This window comes from Gemmatimonadota bacterium (assembly GCA_009841265.1).
GTDB lineage: Bacteria > JAAXHH01 > JAAXHH01 > JAAXHH01 > JAAXHH01 > JAAXHH01.
This window is the reverse complement of the sequence record VXMB01000014.1, coordinates 448,716-463,037: the sequence shown is the minus strand read 5'-3', so window position 1 is coordinate 463,037 and position 14,322 is coordinate 448,716. Positions and strand designations below refer to the sequence as shown.

Here is a 14,322-nt window from a genome sequence, read left to right as displayed (position 1 = left end):
AGACTTCAAGGAAGATATCCGAACGATCTGGATTGCGATCGCGGACCTTGTAACGAGCAACGAATCCAATAGCCTTGAATGAGATTCAGGAACAACTGGCACCACGGAAACATGGCGTAATGTATCGGGAGGGAATAGAATGTCCGAGTCAGGTTGGTGGGAGCGCCACGGCGCGGTCTTTACATCGATAATCACCCTAATTTCAGTATTAACGTATTTACACGTTTCACTAAATACCATTAGAGATGAACTGAAAACTGAAACGGATAGCTTGAGAACTGAACTGCGCATTGAAATGAGTAGCTTACGGACCGAAATCAGAGCAGAAATCAAGGATTTGCGGGCATCGTTGGACCGGGTGGAGACAAAGGTGGATGAGGTCAGGGGATACTTGAGATTCAACGCTTCCTTGCCACAGAACGAATCGCTCCCAAAGGAATAAACTCAGATCATGCGGGCCGAAAACATAGCCTTTGTCAGCCGATTAGGCATTCAGACGTGCCAGATGTACAGATCCCTGTTTGCCAGCGGGAGATCCACCCAGGTGCCGTTGCGGCGGTGGCTTTCGGCGACGGCGATGCAGGCTTCCGTGATGTGGTGGGCGATCTCGACGTGCCCCCGGCTTTGATCGCCCGTCTCGTACGCGCGGACGAGGTCTTCCAGGCAGGAAACGACGGTGCTCTTCGGCGTAACGAATTCGAACGGCACCTCCTCCCAGGCGCTTCGGCCTTTGCGATCATCCCGTCCCTCGAGCGGCGCCCGCCGCAAGGATGCGCCGGCCCCGTTGTTCAGCGACCGGATGGTCCCCTCGGTCCCGATGATCTCGTACTCCCATCCCGCCGCGGGGATCGACCACGCGCGGACACCGTTCTCGAAGTCTAGTTCATACGTAGCGATCGGGTCGTAGGGGATGTGATCGCCTTCTATGATGTAGTCCCGGGGGTCGATCTCGCCGCGGACGGAGCGGATGACGGGATCGCCGATCAGCCAGGAGAGCGTGTCGATGGAATGGATATGACCGTGCATCAGGGATGACTGCGCGTAGTGGACGGCCGTCCTGGGCTCGCCCACGTCGCCCCTCAGGACCGCGTCGCGCACCACGCCGTACCGGTTGTCGAATCTGCGCAGTACGCCCGTATTGAACACCGTTCCGTTCTTCAACACGGCGTCGTGAATGTCGTCGGCCGCCGCCATGGAACTGGCCATGGCCTTCTCCACGTAGAGCATGGGCACGCCCATTTCCGCCAGCGCGACGGCCAGGTCGGCATGGGAGTCTCCGCGGAACGAAGTGTCGGGCGCCTCCCTGGCCGGTTTCTGCAGACCAGATGCGGTGGTACACACGGCAACGAGATCCGGTCGCTCCTCCCGGACCATCTCCCGGAAATCCTCGTACAGGGCGTTGACGCCCCAGCGTCTGGAAAAGTCCTCCCTGCGCTCGGCGCGCAGGTCGCAGCCGGCGGCGATCTCCAGCCGTTCGCTCGCCCTGCAGGCCGCCGCGACAGAATAAGGCAGGGGCGTATGGCCCTCGTCGTCGATCGTACTGCCCATGCGGCCCAGCCCGATGATCCCAACTCGATATGTTTTCATGATTTCACATTATAGAACCGGCCCCGCAACAAGGCAAAAACTATCTGGCTTGCCTCGCAACTTCACCGGCGAACGGCACTGGCGAAATGTATTGACAGGCCGGTGGTGCCGGTTTAGCATGGCCTTACCCCATTCCCCCTTAAAACCATGCTTGTCACCATCAAAGTTTAAGCAACTTCAGGAGACGGATCATGGCGTCGCTACCCACCACGAACAAGGGCTGGCTCGAACTCGGCAACCAGTACCTCTTGAGACATCCGATGCGGACCGCGCCGCTGGTTCCCGAACGCGGTGACGGGCTCTACATGTGGGACGTGGAAGGCCGGCGATTCATCGATTTTCAGTCGGGTCAGTTGTGCGTTACGCTGGGCCATTCCCACCCGGATTACGTGAAGGCCCTCTGCGACCAGGCCCACAAGATCATCCAGGTGGGCACGACCTTCATCGCGCCGTCGGAGGTGCTGCTGGCCAAGAAGATGGCCGAGATCGCGCCGGACCCGCTGCAGAAGTCCTTCTTCGCCTGCACGGGATCCGAATCCAATGAAATGGCCCTGCGTCTCGTGCGGAAGTACACGGACCGCTTCGAGGTGATCGCCCTCATGCGCGGTTACCACGGCCAGTCCTATGGCAGCGCGTCCATCACCGGCCGGGGCGGCATGCTTCGGGAAGGTTACGGCCCCATGCCCACGGGCGCTTCGTTCATCCCTACGCCCTACGAGTACCGCTGCCAGTTCTGCCGGGACGAAGCCTGCTGCAATCTCGGATGCGCGGACGCGGCGGAGAACGTGATCGACTCGTCCACCTCCGGACGGCCCGCGGCCTTCTTCTTCGAACCGCTCATGAGCGCGGCTGGACAGATCGTGCCTTCCAAGGAGTGGATCCAGCGCATCGTGGAAATCTGCCGGGAGCGGGACATCCTCACCGTGGCCGACGAAGCCCTGACGTGCTTCGGACGGACGGGAAAGTGGTTCGCCTTCGAGCACTTCGATTTCGTGCCCGACATCGTGACCTGCTCCAAGGGGCTTGGAGGCGCCGTGCCCCTGTGCGCGGTCATGACCAGCGCGGAGATCGCGGACGCCGCGGTGGCCAAGGGATTCATGCCCTTCTCGTCCCATGCCGGCGACCCGCTGCTCTGCGAGACCGGCCTGGCAAATCTCGAAATCGTCGACCGCGAGAACCTGGTGGAAAACGCCCGGGTCGTGGGCAACTACTTCATGGACCGGCTCAAAGTGATGGAGGAAACCTACGAGATCGTGGGCGAGGCCCGGGGACTGGGCCTGTGCCTGGGGCTCGAACTGGTGACGGACAAGCAGAGCCGGGAGCCCAATTTCGAAGGCGCCGCCATGGTGACGGAGTATTGCTACGAGAACGGCCTCTGGCTGCCCATCGTGCCCAGGATGCTCAATAAAGATCCGCTCAGCCTTCGCTTCATGGAACTGTCCGGTTCCCAGGTACTGCGGTTCATGCCGCCGATCACCATCACCGAAGCCCAGATCGACGAATCCCTGGAAATTATCGAAGCCGGTGTACGTATCGCCGAAGAAAGAACGGCGCGGGTGGCTCCGGCGGTGGTGTAGTCCACGCCATGCCGCCGCAATCGCACTGTACCGACGCGAGTATTCGCGCTGGCGCCGGGCTGATGCAGTCGCTCAGGACAGGCGCACGAAGATGTACCAGAGCCCGATGGAGATGTAGGTCGCCGTGATGGCAACCATGATGACCCGGGTGAGGGGATGGGGTTTGACCCACGAGGGGAAGGCCCGGGGAACGAGGACGTAGTTAAGGTAGATAAGACCTGGACAGAAGAGCCCCATGGCCATGAAGGCGATGACGCCACGTATGATGAGCAGATCCCCCGGCTGCGCCAGGGGCAGCGTGATCGTCGTCAGCACGGTGAACACCACAACGAAACCGTAGTACAGCGTCCGGAAATGGTACCGCCGCGCCCGCTTCACGTTGGCGTAGATGAAATCGGCCTGCATGCGGGCGAACCCATCGGTGGACTGCAGCCAGGCATCGCATAGAAACGCCGCGGCGACGATCAGGAATACGACCTTGCCGATGGCACCCCAGCTTACCTCGAAGAAGGCCGACTGCACCACGGCGATTTCCCAGCCCTCGGGAACGATACCCTGCGGCTTCAGCAGGGCCCACGCCAGCCAGCACATGATGATGGTCGTCACCAGGTTCAGCGCGACGCCGAGGCCCGATTCGAGCTTCAGGTACCGCATGAACTTCCCGTAGTTCGTCCGGTTGGCCTCGTTGTCCTCGAAGGCGTACCCCGTGGCCGAGATGGTCTCCGGCGCGGTGCGCAAGGGGCTGGTTACGCGCCCGATATAGGCCGACATGCCCACGCCCTTGTCCCGCATCCAGTAGGATAGGAAGAGCTGACCGAAGCCGCCGGCGCCGGCGAAGACGATGGCGGTGAGCACCGTGGACAGGTCCGCCGGGTCCCAGTTGGCGGGCCTGTGGTAGCCGGGAGTCAGCAGGACGCCGAAGAACTCGCCCGCCACGTCCAGTACCGGCCGCTGGAAGACGGCGAAGGCGATCCCCACCATCGTGATGACGACCACGGCCATGGTTAGCCGTTCCACGATCAGGTAGACCACCCGGCCCATGAAAAGGGCGATCAGGTAGATCCCGATGGTCAGGTAGGCCCAGAAGAGCGACTGGCCGCGGACCGTCCAGCCGTAGGGGAATCCGGTAAGCTCCGCCATGGCGCCGCCGCCCGCCGACGCGTAGGCGCCGAACCAGATGTTTTCGAGAAACACCCCGACCCAGATGGCCGACACATACCACTTCCCGACGCGGCTGAACCCGGTCAGGGCCGTCTCGCCCGTCATGATCGTATACCGGGCGATCTCCACGTTGACCCAGTACTGCATCAGGGCGGCCGGGATGAGCAGGCCGATGAAGGCCGCGCCGTACTTGGCGGTCAGGTAGGGCCACCAGATGAGCTCGCCACTGCCCTGGGCCAGACCGGCCCAGACGATGCCGGGACCGACGTACTTCAGCATGCCGGCAAAGGTGGGCACGGCGGCCAGCTTCAGGGGCGACAGGCGACCGAGTGGACGGGTGTTTTCGGTGGCGGTTTCGTCGGACATGAAATGGGATCGGCTTGAGGGTAGTATACAGCGCTGAACGCGCCGTCAGATACCGATTCGAAACGATCCAGCAGTGTACACGCGGAAGGGCGGCAGTTCAAGCATAAAAGGCGTGATTCCCATTGACGGTAAACGGTCCCCTGGGTAGTATGATCTCTCGATCATCCGATCTCGCACACCGCCCTTAACATGCATTGCTGAGATTTATGCCATGGTGGACTTCCCCATCGTCGACACCCACGTACATCTCTGGGACCCGAATCACCTCCGGTACAGCTGGCTGGACGGCATTCCCCTGCTGAACCAACGGTACCTGCTGGAGGAATACCGGCAGGCCTGCGGAGCGGTCCAGGTGGAGCAGATGGTCTTCGTGCAATGCGAATGCGACGCCGGTCAGCACGTCCAGGAGGCGGAATGGGTCTCCGGTCTTGCCCGGCAGGACGGCCGGATCCGCGGGATCGTGGCCAACGCGCCGCTCGAACGGGGCGCGGCGGTCGACGCCGACCTCGAGGCGCTGGCCAGGATTCCCCTGGTCAAGGGCATCCGGCGCCTGCTGCAGACCGAGGACGCCGACTTTTGCCTGCAACCCGCGTTCATCGAAGGGGTCCGGCTGCTGCCGTCCCACGGGCTGTCCTTCGATATCTGCATCTTCCACCCGCAACTGGCGAATGCGATCGAATTCGTCCGGCAGTGCCCCGAAGTCTCCTTCATCCTGGACCATATCGGCAAGCCCGACATCAAGAACCAGGTCTTCGAACCGTGGAAGGACGAGCTCAAGACCCTGGCGGAAATGCCCAATGTCTACTGCAAGGTATCGGGCCTTGTCACCGAAGCGGACATGGAAAGGTGGACGCCCGAGGACCTGAAACCCTACATCGACCACGTGATCGCGTGCTTTGGCATCGACCGGGTCATGTACGGCGGGGACTGGCCCGTCGCCTTCCAGGCCACGGAGTACCCGCGCTGGGTCGAGACCCTGTCGTGGGCGACCAGCGGACTCTCGGACGCAGATCGTCGCAAGTTGTTTCACGACAACGCCATCTCCTTCTACCGGCTGTAACAGTCTACGGGCTGTAGTAACGACCCGTCCGTGCCCGGCTCTGTTCCGGGCATCGCGCCCCGTCACGCAATACACCTCGTTGCCTAATTGCCATGACCATCGCCTCCCTGCGTCAGAAACTCCTGCCCGACGGACCGGTGCTGGATATCCACGTACATCCCCTGAACTGTTTCGGTTCCTATGGGGTTTCCTCGCCTGTCGAGGACGCGGAAAGGTTGATCGCGACCGCCCGCCGTTCCGGCGTGACCCGGATGTGCGTGTTTTCGCTGCATGAAACCACGCCCTATGAGCCCACACCCAAACAGTGCCGGCAGGCCAATGACTACGTGTTACGGATGCGGGACGCGCAACCCGGCGCGATCCTGCCGTTCTGCTATGTCACGCCCGCCTTCCCGGATGAAGCCGTCGCCGAGATCGAACGGTGCGTAGGGGGCCAGGCCATGGCCGGGGTCAAGCTCTGGGTGGCGCGCCGGGCAACGGACCCCGGGCTCGACCCGATCATGGAAGCGGCCGTGTCGTTGGACGTACCGGTGCTGCAGCACGCCTGGTTGAAGACCACCGGCAACCTGCCCGGCGAGTCCACGCCCTTCGACGTGACCGACCTCGCCCGCCGCCATCCCCGCGCTAGGATCATCATGGCCCATCTCAACGGAGTGGGCTGCCGGGGCATCGAGGCGATCGCCGACGTGCCGAACGTCGCGGTGGACACGTCGGGCGGCGATCCGGAAAGCGGCATGGTCGAAGCGGCCGTCAACAGGCTTGGGGCCCACCGGGTCGTCTACGGCTCGGACGCGCCGATTCGGCACTTCGGCGTCACGATGAACAAGGTCCTGGGTGCGGACATACCGGACGCCGACAAACGCGCGATCCTGTGGAATAATGCATTGCGGATATTGAAGTTGGGCGAATAACACGGAGCGAATCATGATCATCGACGTCAACGCCTGGACCGGTCCGTGGCCCGCCCTGGTGAACGTGCCTTACGACGTCGCTTCGGTACGGTCCTCGTTACGCGCATACGGCGTGGAGCGCATTTTCATGGCGCCCCTGGCAGCCGCATGGAGTGCCAACCCGCATCTCTGTAACCGGGTCGTCTATGAAGCGGCGGATGAGTACGACGACATCAGCCCGGTACCGGTCATCGACCCGACGCTGCCTACCTGGCCAGAAGAACTGGCGAAAGCGGCCGGACATCGTACCGTCCACATGATCAAACTGATGCCGGGTTATGGAGGATATGACCTGGCCGGGGCGGATGAACTATTCAAAGAGGCGGGTCGATTGAACCTGGCTGTGATGGTCCAGATCCGTGTCGATGACCCGCGGCGACATCACCCCTTGTCGATGGTGCCCGATGTACCGGCAGGAGACGTGGTGGACGCGGCGAAGCGCCATCCCGATCTGAATCTGATCGTGGGCGGAGCGAGCGCTGCTACTTTGAGAGAATTCGCGGCACAGGTCCGTAATCTGCCCGGTCTTTACGCGGATACATCCCAGGTGGATGGGGTGGACAGTGTGAAGATGCTGGTGGACGCGGGAATCGGGAGCAAGCTGCTTTTAGGATCCCACGCCCCGGTGTTCATGCCGGCGGCGGCATTAGCGCGGGTGCTCAACGATCTGCCGGATGATGCGGCCGCGGGTATTGTGAAAGAAAACGCGACGGGACTGTTGAAGGCTTGATGGGGGCTTGAACCGGCGGATGAATACCGAGGCTTCCGGTGCGCCTCCCCAAGAAAACCTCCCTCAGTTCCCCAATATGGCACGGATCCATTGGCCGATCTGGACGATTTCCGGCGGACACACCTGGTGGGCCATGGGATACGAATGGTATTCGGGAACCATGCCCAAACGACTGAGGGATTCAACGGCGTCGCGCCCCAGGGATTCATTCAACATCGGGTCCATTGATCCGTGGCAAACCAGTACGGGTAGCACGGACTGGGCCGGATGCACGACGACGCTGGCTGCCGTGGGAAAGTAGGTGGACAGGGCAATGATGCCGCCGATCCGTTCCTGGAACGTAAGCCCGGCCTCGAGACAGACCGCGCCGCCCTGGGAAAAGCCCGCCAGCAGGATCCGTTCACTCGGCACACCCCGATCGATCTCCTGTCGCATCAACGCCTGCACCTTACCCGCGGAAGCACGCAACCCGGCTTCGTCGATACGGCGTGAGTCGCCCAATTCCATGATATCGTACCATGCGGGCATCACCATCCCCCGGTTGATCGTCACAGGGATGGAGGGCGCTGAAGGAAACACGAAACGGACCGCGTAGGGCGCCGGCAGCCCCAGTTCCGGAACAATCGGCGCAAAATCGTTTCCGTCCGCCCCCAGCCCATGCAGCCAGATGATGGATGCGTCGACCTCGGCGGAATTGTTGGATGTGCGTTCTATAACGGGGAGATCGGTCAATATGGTTTGTAACCGGGCTATGCAGAACCTGAGAGGTTATTCCTCAAAAAGATCAGCGTGGGAACCTGTCCTGACCGAATAAAACAGCAACGAACTGGGATCAGCATTTCAGATATCGAGGTCATTGCACAAGTCTTCGGTATTGCCAAATCGCAGACCCCTTCCCTCTTCCAGTTCTTTCATCGCCTTGGTGGTTGCAGAACTCGGTACCTGTATTGGAAAAGGCAACCGCTTCTCGTTCGCTATGCGTACTAAAAGCAATCGAATCGCATCGGACATGGACAAGCCCATAGCCTGAAGCGCTGTCATAGCTCGAGCTTTGGTGATACTATCTATTCGTGCACGGACAACTGTATCAGAGTTCACGATACAAGATCTCCTTGTAGCTTCATTGTAGCTACAGTCGAAGAATAAAGTACGAGTAGAGAATTAGTTTGTATCTCGCGGTGTAGTAAATGGTCGACACGTCAGACTAGCCGGGTAGGAATCGCTCAACTTCGATCTGATCCTCTCGGGCCTGCGCCTGCGCGACGTCGTAAGCCGCCTGCAGACGAATCCAGGTCTCCGTGGTCGAGCCGAAGGCCTTTGCAAGGCGAACGGCCATGTCGCCGGAAATCCGTGAATGGCAATTTACCAGATTTGAAAGTGCCTGACGGCTGACGCCCAGTACCTTCGCACCTTCGGTCACGTTGAGGCCGAGTGGTTCCAGGCATGAAATGCGCACTACCTTGCCGGGATGTGGCGGGTTCTTCATGGGCATTTTCAATCCTACTTTCTTCAGTGATAATCAATCATATCTACGTCGTAGACGTTTCCGTTATCGAAGCGAAACATGATGCGCCAATTGGCTTTCACTGTGATTGACCAATGGCTTTTAAGGTTACTCTTGAGAGCGTGCAACCGATATCTGGGTAGACGCATTGCATTCACGTTTCCTGCCACGTCGAGTTGTGCCAGCATCACTTCTACTCTCTCGCGCGGATCGGTACGAATTAGGCTGGGATCTCCGCTCTCATACAAGCGTTTGAGCCCACGATGTCGGAAACTGCGAAACATTAATGTAAAGTGTCTATAGGCACTTGTCAACAGCGAACAGAAAAGGAGACACTTCACTTTGTCAGTACATACTATGAACGATCTCCTTGTAGCCTCAACGAGCTACATCATTTCAGTCGAGATCCAAATTCACAATCTAGCGCAATAAAGTACCGACTATCGTGATTTTGCCACTCAATGAATTTAGGTGTAAGGGGCGATTCGTGCGCTGATGAGTGCTCAGGGCCGCTCTCCAACCGTCCCTAAATCCGCCACGCCTCCAGCACAGACTCTTCGACCGGGGACGGTTCGAGGATCCGCTCGGTATCTTCGTAGTGGCAGGCCACCGGGGTGTCCGGGTCGGCCTTCGAGCCCGCGTAGCGCACGGTCATGCCCGCAATCTGACGCAGGTCGTCGTCGGAGGGATGGCCTTCGACCAGGGTGGTCGGACCCGTGACGTCCTTCGTTTCCAGTCTCCACCGGCCCGGCGTGTAGCGCTCCAGGAACTTGTTTTCCCCTTCTTCCCGCCCCATCACGACCTTGACGTCGGGCTTGACGCGGAAGTGACGGCCGATCTTGAGGAGCATCACGTCGTCCATCGTCAGGTTTTCCTTGCCCTCGTATTCGAAGAAGTCAAGGATGCGCCGGCCGAAATTCGCATCGGTCAGATAGCAGCAGCCCCCCGCGGGCGAAGGATAGTCCTCGATGCCGTACTCCTCGGCCATTTCCATCTGCTTCTGCCGGGAGCGCCCCTGGATGTCGCCCAGTTGCTCACGGTCCACCCACCCCTCCTGTTCCGGCACGGTGGGCGGCAGGCGCTTCGCGGAAAGGGGCCGCAGCAACAGGCCGTCCAGTTCGGCGTCACGGTCGATGACGTTCATGGGCTGGCGGCGCTGGGACATGGGCCGCTGGCCGAGGACCTCGCCGGTGAACATGAACTGGGCGCCGATCTCGTCCATGTACTGCCGGGCCCGCCGGAACATGAAGATGCGGCAGTCGATACATGGATTCACGGTTTTTCCGTATCCATATTTCGGATCGGTCAGCACCTTGAGATAGTCCGGACCGGAGATGTCGATCATCTCGACGGGCAGGTCCAGCTTGGCGCCGGCCTGCAGGGCCTCGTTGCGCACCGGTTTCTTGCGCTTGCGCGTCTTGGACCTGCGGTTGTGCTCCACCACGCAGAAGCCGGTGTAGAACGTGAGTCCCTGTATTTCGATGCCCTGCCGCATCAGCATGGCGGCCGCGATCGTGCTGTCCAGTCCGCCGGACAGCAATCCGACTGCTTTCACGGGTTTGGACATGGATTGAACCTCCCTCATACCCCGATCGACGCCCGGAGCGTTTCCGCCACCCGGCGGAAGGCCTCCGTCTGCTGCGAGTCCGGTTCCTGCCGGACGATGGGGGTACCCTGGTCACCCGCCAGGCAGACCGCCGGATCGATGGGCAATGCACCGACGAAGGGCACGCCCAGCGCCTCGCTGGCCCGCTTTCCTCCGCCTGTCGTGAAGATATCCGTGCGCTCGCCGCAGTGGGGACAGTTGAAATAGCTCATGTTTTCGACGATGCCGAGTATGGGCACGTTCACCTGCTGAAACATGGCCACGCCGCGCCGCGCGTCGATCAGGGCCACGTCCTGGGGCGTTGTCACCACCAGGCCGCCGGTCAGCGGCACGGACTGGGTCAGCGTCAGGTGCGCGTCCCCCGTGCCCGGGGGCATGTCGATGACGAGGCAGTCCAGCTCTCCCCACAGGACGTCGCGCAGGAGCTGCTGCACGGCCTGGTGGACCATGGGGCCTCGCCAGGTGACCGACTGGTCTTCCGGGATCAGGAATCCGAAGGACATCATCTTGATGTCGTGGGCGATCATGGGCAGGATCTTCTGTCCCACCACGCCCGGCTGGTCCTTGACGCCCATCATAGTCGGGATGCTGGGGCCGTAAATATCGGCGTCGAGCAGGCCCACGCTCGCGCCGTCGTCGGCCAGGGCTACCGACAGGTTCACCGAGACCGTGGACTTGCCCACGCCGCCCTTGCCGCTGGCCACCGCCACGATGGTCTTGACCCCCGGCAGTTCGATCTTTCCGGGCTGTCCTTGCTGCCCCGCCGGTCCGCCCGCTGGTCCCTGGGCCGTGGCCGACTGTCCCGGCGGAGGTCCTGTGATCTGAACGTCCTGCACCCCGGGCATCCGCTCCACGGCTTCTTTGGCCGTCATAGTGATCTGGCGCCGGGTGGATTCGTCCTGGGTCGAAAATGCCAGACTGAAGGCCACATGACCATTGGAGGCCTGCACGTTCTTCACGAGGCCGAAGGAGACGATGTCGCGGTCGAATCCCGGGTACATGATCTGCTTCAACCGGTCCACCACGTCCCGCATGGTCACTTCATGGGCCATCTTTTACTCCAGCTCCGCGGCGCTGTTCCTCGCGACCACCGCATATACACCTGGTAACCAACCGAAGTTCATCCGTCAACCAACCGGTGGTCGAATCTCGATGCGCAATCTACATCCGGCGGCACGCCAGGGCAATCACTTTACCTTCTTCACGAACAGCCTGTATTCTTCACCATCCTCGATGGTGTCGAGCAGCGCGTGCCCGTTACTCGCGCACCAGGCCGGCATGTCCTCCAGGATCTGGGGATCGTCGGCCAGCACTTCCAGCACTTCTCCTACGGCGATCTCCCGGATGGCCGACGCGGTCTTCATGATCGGCACGGGACAGAGCAGACCGAAGGTGTCGAGGGTCATGGCTGGCTGGATCACGGTTCGTCGGAACTCCCTGGATGAATTGCGCCGATCGTCCGCACGGTGGCGTCGATCGTCCACGCTGTCGCGCCACGCCTCCTACGCCGTCACGCCGGCGATGGCACGCAGTTCTCCCACGACCTCGGCGAGCGCGTCCAGTGCCTCGCCGACCTCGGATTCCGCGGTGTCCGGACCGGCGGTGATCAGCAGCGAGCACCGGGCTTCGGCTGCCGTCCGCCCCAGGCCCAGCAGCACGTGCGAGGGCTTGGCCGCGTGGGCGGCGCACGAGGAACCTACGGAAACGGCGACGCCCCGGGCGTCGAGCATCAGGACCGCGGATTCGCCGTCGGCCTCCGGTATCCACAGGTTGAGGTGACCCGGCAGGCGCAGATCGGGATGCCCGTTGATGGCGGCATCCGGCAGGCGGTCCCTCAAACCACGCAACAGCGATTCATCCAGCCGCTTCAAGCGGTCGATCCGACCGGGCAATTCATGCACTGCCAACTCCGCCGCCTTGCCGAACCCCACGATCGCCGGAATGTTCTCGTGTCCGCCGCGGCGGCCGTCTTCCTGGACGCCTCCTTCCACCTGGGGACGCAACCGGGTGCCGGCCTTCACGTAGAGGGCTCCGGCGCCTGGCGGGCCGTTCAGAGACCTGGCGGAAAGGGACAGGGCATCCACGTTCAGATCGTGAACGTCGACGGGCATGCGCCCCACGGCAGCCACGGCATCGGTGTGGAAGGCCGCGCCGTGCCGGTGGGCGATCTCGGCGATCTCACGCACGGGCTGGATCGTGCCGGTCTCATCGTTTGCGCGCATGACGGAAACGAGGACGGTATCGTCCCGCATGGCCCGCGCAACCTGGTCGGGCTGCACGACGCCGTCCCCGTCGGCTGGGACCTCCGTGACGGCGAATCCCTGCCGTTCCATGGCTTTCGCGGCATACAGCACGGCGTGATGCTCGATACTTGAAACGACCAGGTGCCGCCCGCGTTTCGTGTTCGCCTGCGCAATCCCCTTGACGGCCAGGTTGTCCGCTTCGGTGCCGCTCGCCGTGAATATGATCTCGCCGGGATTAGCGCCGATCAGTCCCGATACCCGGGCACGCGCCAGCTCCAGGGCGCCACGCGAATACACACCGGCCCGGTGAAGGCTCGACGGATTCCCGGCGAATTCGCGGAGGCAGGGCGCCATTTCTTCGATGACACGGCGGTCAACCGGTGGCGACGCGCCGTGGTCCAGGTTTATCATGACAGGGACCGGTTTTCAGGTATTGCGTTCGACCCATTCCCGCTCCCCGTCAGCCCGGATCTCCTTCTTCCAGACGGGCACGATCTGCTTGACGCGGTCGATCGCGTAGGAACAGGCCTCGAATGCGTTTTTACGGTGGGGGGTCGCCACGGAGATGAGGATGCTGATCTCCCCGATTTCGAGCGTGCCGACGCGATGGATCATGGCGACGTCTTCGATGCCCCATTTCTCGCGTATTTCCTCGCCCACTTCCCGCATCTTGGCTTCGGCCATCTCGGCGTAGGCCTCGTATTCCAGGCGCAGGGTCCGCTGGCCGTCCGAGTGGTTCCGCACGGTACCGGCGAAGGTGACCACGGCACCGTGGTGGGGCTTGAGGGACCATTCGAAGAGGGCGTCCGGCTCGATGTGTTCGCTCGTAATCTTGTACACGTGTTTGACTATACCTCTTTATGGAGCAACGGCGCCGCCGCTCATGTTCAGCGCCGCGGATGCCTCTCAGCGCCCCCGCTCACGGGCGGAATGCACGCCAGTTCGTCACCATCTGCCAGCACGGACTGGCGATCGGCGTATTCGCGGTTCACGGCCAGCATCACGCTCCGGTCGTAGCTCGCCAGGGCGGGATAGGAATCGACAAGTTCCGCAAAGGCCTCGCCCACGGTGGTCCCCGCCGGGAGATCCACCTCGACCGACGCCGCGCCTAACGCGTCCTTGCATCCTGCGAAACATTTGACGATGATCCGCATGGCGGTCCTTTGCAGGCGTCAATCTTAGTCGGGAAAGCCGTTACAGGATAAGGCAAAAACGCCCGAATGTCAAGCGGGGCGCACGTTTAGGATCGGGAAGACTCGCTGTCGCTGTAAGAAGTAAAACGGAGTGTAGGCGAGGAATCGACACCTGGGTTCAGGGTTGATCTTTGACGTAGTGTGAAGGGAAGCCAGGCGGCTGCCTGTAAACCGGGAATAACGGAGGGGAAACCGCGAATCCCGCCGGAAACCGGGAAGCCCGGGGGGAGAAACGGGAATCCCACTGGAAACCTGAAATACCGCCGGGTCCTATTTCAACTTCCTTACCCGGTAAAAACAGGCGGCGGTCAGGCCCGTGATCACGGTCCATGCGATGATGAGAAA

The 14,322-nt window shown here is 61.6% G+C and carries 16 protein-coding genes; 4 read left to right on the top strand and 12 right to left on the bottom strand.

Features of this window, described 5'->3' with window-relative positions:
- Positions 1–492: 492 nt before the first annotated feature.
- Positions 493–1,587 carry a Gfo/Idh/MocA family oxidoreductase gene (locus F4X08_14575; protein ID MYD27024.1) on the bottom strand — a complete coding sequence of 365 codons (1,095 nt, stop codon included), beginning with the start codon at positions 1,585–1,587 and terminating at the stop codon, positions 493–495.
- 191 nt (positions 1,588–1,778) lie between these two features.
- Here F4X08_14575 and F4X08_14570 point away from each other — a divergent pair, with 191 nt between their 5' ends.
- Positions 1,779–3,164, top strand: a complete 1,386-nt coding sequence (locus tag F4X08_14570) for an aspartate aminotransferase family protein (protein MYD27023.1) — start codon at positions 1,779–1,781, stop codon at positions 3,162–3,164.
- A gap of 72 nt (positions 3,165–3,236) precedes the next feature.
- On the opposite strand, the gene F4X08_14565 is transcribed toward F4X08_14570, so the two are convergent.
- Positions 3,237–4,691: a hypothetical protein gene (locus F4X08_14565; protein MYD27022.1), complete on the bottom strand. Its 1,455-nt coding sequence runs from the start codon at positions 4,689–4,691 to the stop codon at positions 3,237–3,239.
- Positions 4,692–4,902: 211 nt separating this feature from the next.
- Between F4X08_14565 and F4X08_14560 the strand changes: the two genes are divergently transcribed.
- The 3 genes from F4X08_14560 to F4X08_14550 all read left to right on the top strand — a co-directional run bounded on the left by F4X08_14560 (position 4,903) and on the right by F4X08_14550 (position 7,431).
- Positions 4,903–5,751, top strand: coding sequence for an amidohydrolase family protein (locus F4X08_14560; GenBank protein ID MYD27021.1), 849 nt, complete (start codon positions 4,903–4,905; stop codon positions 5,749–5,751).
- Positions 5,752–5,843: 92 nt separating this feature from the next.
- Positions 5,844–6,662, top strand: coding sequence for an amidohydrolase (locus F4X08_14555; GenBank protein ID MYD27020.1), 819 nt, complete (start codon positions 5,844–5,846; stop codon positions 6,660–6,662).
- A gap of 13 nt (positions 6,663–6,675) precedes the next feature.
- On the top strand, positions 6,676–7,431 hold the full coding sequence (locus tag F4X08_14550; GenBank protein MYD27019.1) for an amidohydrolase family protein: 756 nt from the start codon (positions 6,676–6,678) through the stop codon (positions 7,429–7,431).
- A 63-nt stretch (positions 7,432–7,494) separates the two neighbouring features.
- Here the strand turns inward: F4X08_14550 and F4X08_14545 are convergent, their stop codons facing one another.
- The 10 genes from F4X08_14545 to F4X08_14500 form a co-directional block, all read right to left on the bottom strand.
- A complete protein-coding gene (locus F4X08_14545; protein MYD27018.1) occupies positions 7,495–8,163 on the bottom strand; it encodes a carboxylesterase in 669 nt (222 codons plus the stop codon).
- Between the two features lie 108 nt (positions 8,164–8,271).
- The gene (locus tag F4X08_14540) at positions 8,272–8,532 is read right to left on the bottom strand and encodes a type II toxin-antitoxin system RelB/DinJ family antitoxin (protein ID MYD27017.1); all 261 of its coding nucleotides are present in this window, start codon (positions 8,530–8,532) and stop codon (positions 8,272–8,274) included.
- Positions 8,533–8,635: 103 nt separating this feature from the next.
- Positions 8,636–8,923 carry a HigA family addiction module antidote protein gene (locus tag F4X08_14535; protein ID MYD27016.1) on the bottom strand — a complete coding sequence of 96 codons (288 nt, stop codon included), beginning with the start codon at positions 8,921–8,923 and terminating at the stop codon, positions 8,636–8,638.
- Between the two features lie 17 nt (positions 8,924–8,940).
- Complete coding sequence (locus F4X08_14530; protein MYD27015.1) at positions 8,941–9,219, bottom strand: peptidase; 279 nt, start codon at positions 9,217–9,219, stop codon at positions 8,941–8,943.
- A gap of 242 nt (positions 9,220–9,461) precedes the next feature.
- The gene (locus tag F4X08_14525) at positions 9,462–10,520 is read right to left on the bottom strand and encodes a thiamine biosynthesis protein (GenBank protein ID MYD27014.1); all 1,059 of its coding nucleotides are present in this window, start codon (positions 10,518–10,520) and stop codon (positions 9,462–9,464) included.
- On the bottom strand, positions 10,517–11,575 hold the full coding sequence (locus F4X08_14520) for an Mrp/NBP35 family ATP-binding protein (protein ID MYD27013.1): 1,059 nt from the start codon (positions 11,573–11,575) through the stop codon (positions 10,517–10,519). Before F4X08_14520 ends, F4X08_14525 begins: the two co-directional genes overlap by 4 nt.
- A 153-nt stretch (positions 11,576–11,728) precedes the next feature.
- Positions 11,729–11,947 (bottom strand): sulfurtransferase TusA family protein, encoded by a 219-nt coding sequence (locus F4X08_14515; protein MYD27012.1) that lies wholly within the window; start codon positions 11,945–11,947, stop codon positions 11,729–11,731.
- Positions 11,948–12,043: 96 nt separating this feature from the next.
- Positions 12,044–13,195, bottom strand: a complete 1,152-nt coding sequence (locus F4X08_14510; GenBank protein ID MYD27011.1) for a cysteine desulfurase — start codon at positions 13,193–13,195, stop codon at positions 12,044–12,046.
- A gap of 15 nt (positions 13,196–13,210) precedes the next feature.
- Positions 13,211–13,624, bottom strand: a complete 414-nt coding sequence (locus F4X08_14505) for a molybdenum cofactor biosynthesis protein MoaE (GenBank protein MYD27010.1) — start codon at positions 13,622–13,624, stop codon at positions 13,211–13,213.
- A gap of 47 nt (positions 13,625–13,671) precedes the next feature.
- On the bottom strand, positions 13,672–13,938 hold the full coding sequence (locus tag F4X08_14500) for a MoaD/ThiS family protein (GenBank protein ID MYD27009.1): 267 nt from the start codon (positions 13,936–13,938) through the stop codon (positions 13,672–13,674).
- Between the last annotated feature and the right edge of the window lie 384 nt (positions 13,939–14,322).

Excerpts from the sequence above, each read along its gene's own strand:
- F4X08_14575 (MYD27024.1), bottom strand. The coding sequence starts at position 1,587 with ATGAAAACATATCGAGTTGGGATCATCGGGCTGGGCCGCATGGGCAGT.
- F4X08_14570 (MYD27023.1), top strand. The coding sequence starts at position 1,779 with ATGGCGTCGCTACCCACCACGAACAAGGGCTGGCTCGAACTCGGCAAC.
- F4X08_14565 (MYD27022.1), bottom strand. The coding sequence starts at position 4,691 with ATGTCCGACGAAACCGCCACCGAAAACACCCGTCCACTCGGTCGCCTG.
- F4X08_14560 (MYD27021.1), top strand. The coding sequence starts at position 4,903 with ATGGTGGACTTCCCCATCGTCGACACCCACGTACATCTCTGGGACCCG.
- F4X08_14555 (MYD27020.1), top strand. The coding sequence starts at position 5,844 with ATGACCATCGCCTCCCTGCGTCAGAAACTCCTGCCCGACGGACCGGTG.
- F4X08_14550 (MYD27019.1), top strand. The coding sequence starts at position 6,676 with ATGATCATCGACGTCAACGCCTGGACCGGTCCGTGGCCCGCCCTGGTG.
- F4X08_14535 (MYD27016.1), bottom strand. The coding sequence starts at position 8,923 with ATGCCCATGAAGAACCCGCCACATCCCGGCAAGGTAGTGCGCATTTCA.
- F4X08_14530 (MYD27015.1), bottom strand. The coding sequence starts at position 9,219 with ATGTTTCGCAGTTTCCGACATCGTGGGCTCAAACGCTTGTATGAGAGC.
- F4X08_14525 (MYD27014.1), bottom strand. The coding sequence starts at position 10,520 with ATGAGGGAGGTTCAATCCATGTCCAAACCCGTGAAAGCAGTCGGATTG.
- F4X08_14520 (MYD27013.1), bottom strand. The coding sequence starts at position 11,575 with ATGCGGGACGTGGTGGACCGGTTGAAGCAGATCATGTACCCGGGATTC.
- F4X08_14515 (MYD27012.1), bottom strand. The coding sequence starts at position 11,947 with ATGACCCTCGACACCTTCGGTCTGCTCTGTCCCGTGCCGATCATGAAG.
- F4X08_14510 (MYD27011.1), bottom strand. The coding sequence starts at position 13,195 with ATGATAAACCTGGACCACGGCGCGTCGCCACCGGTTGACCGCCGTGTC.
- F4X08_14500 (MYD27009.1), bottom strand. The coding sequence starts at position 13,938 with ATGCGGATCATCGTCAAATGTTTCGCAGGATGCAAGGACGCGTTAGGC.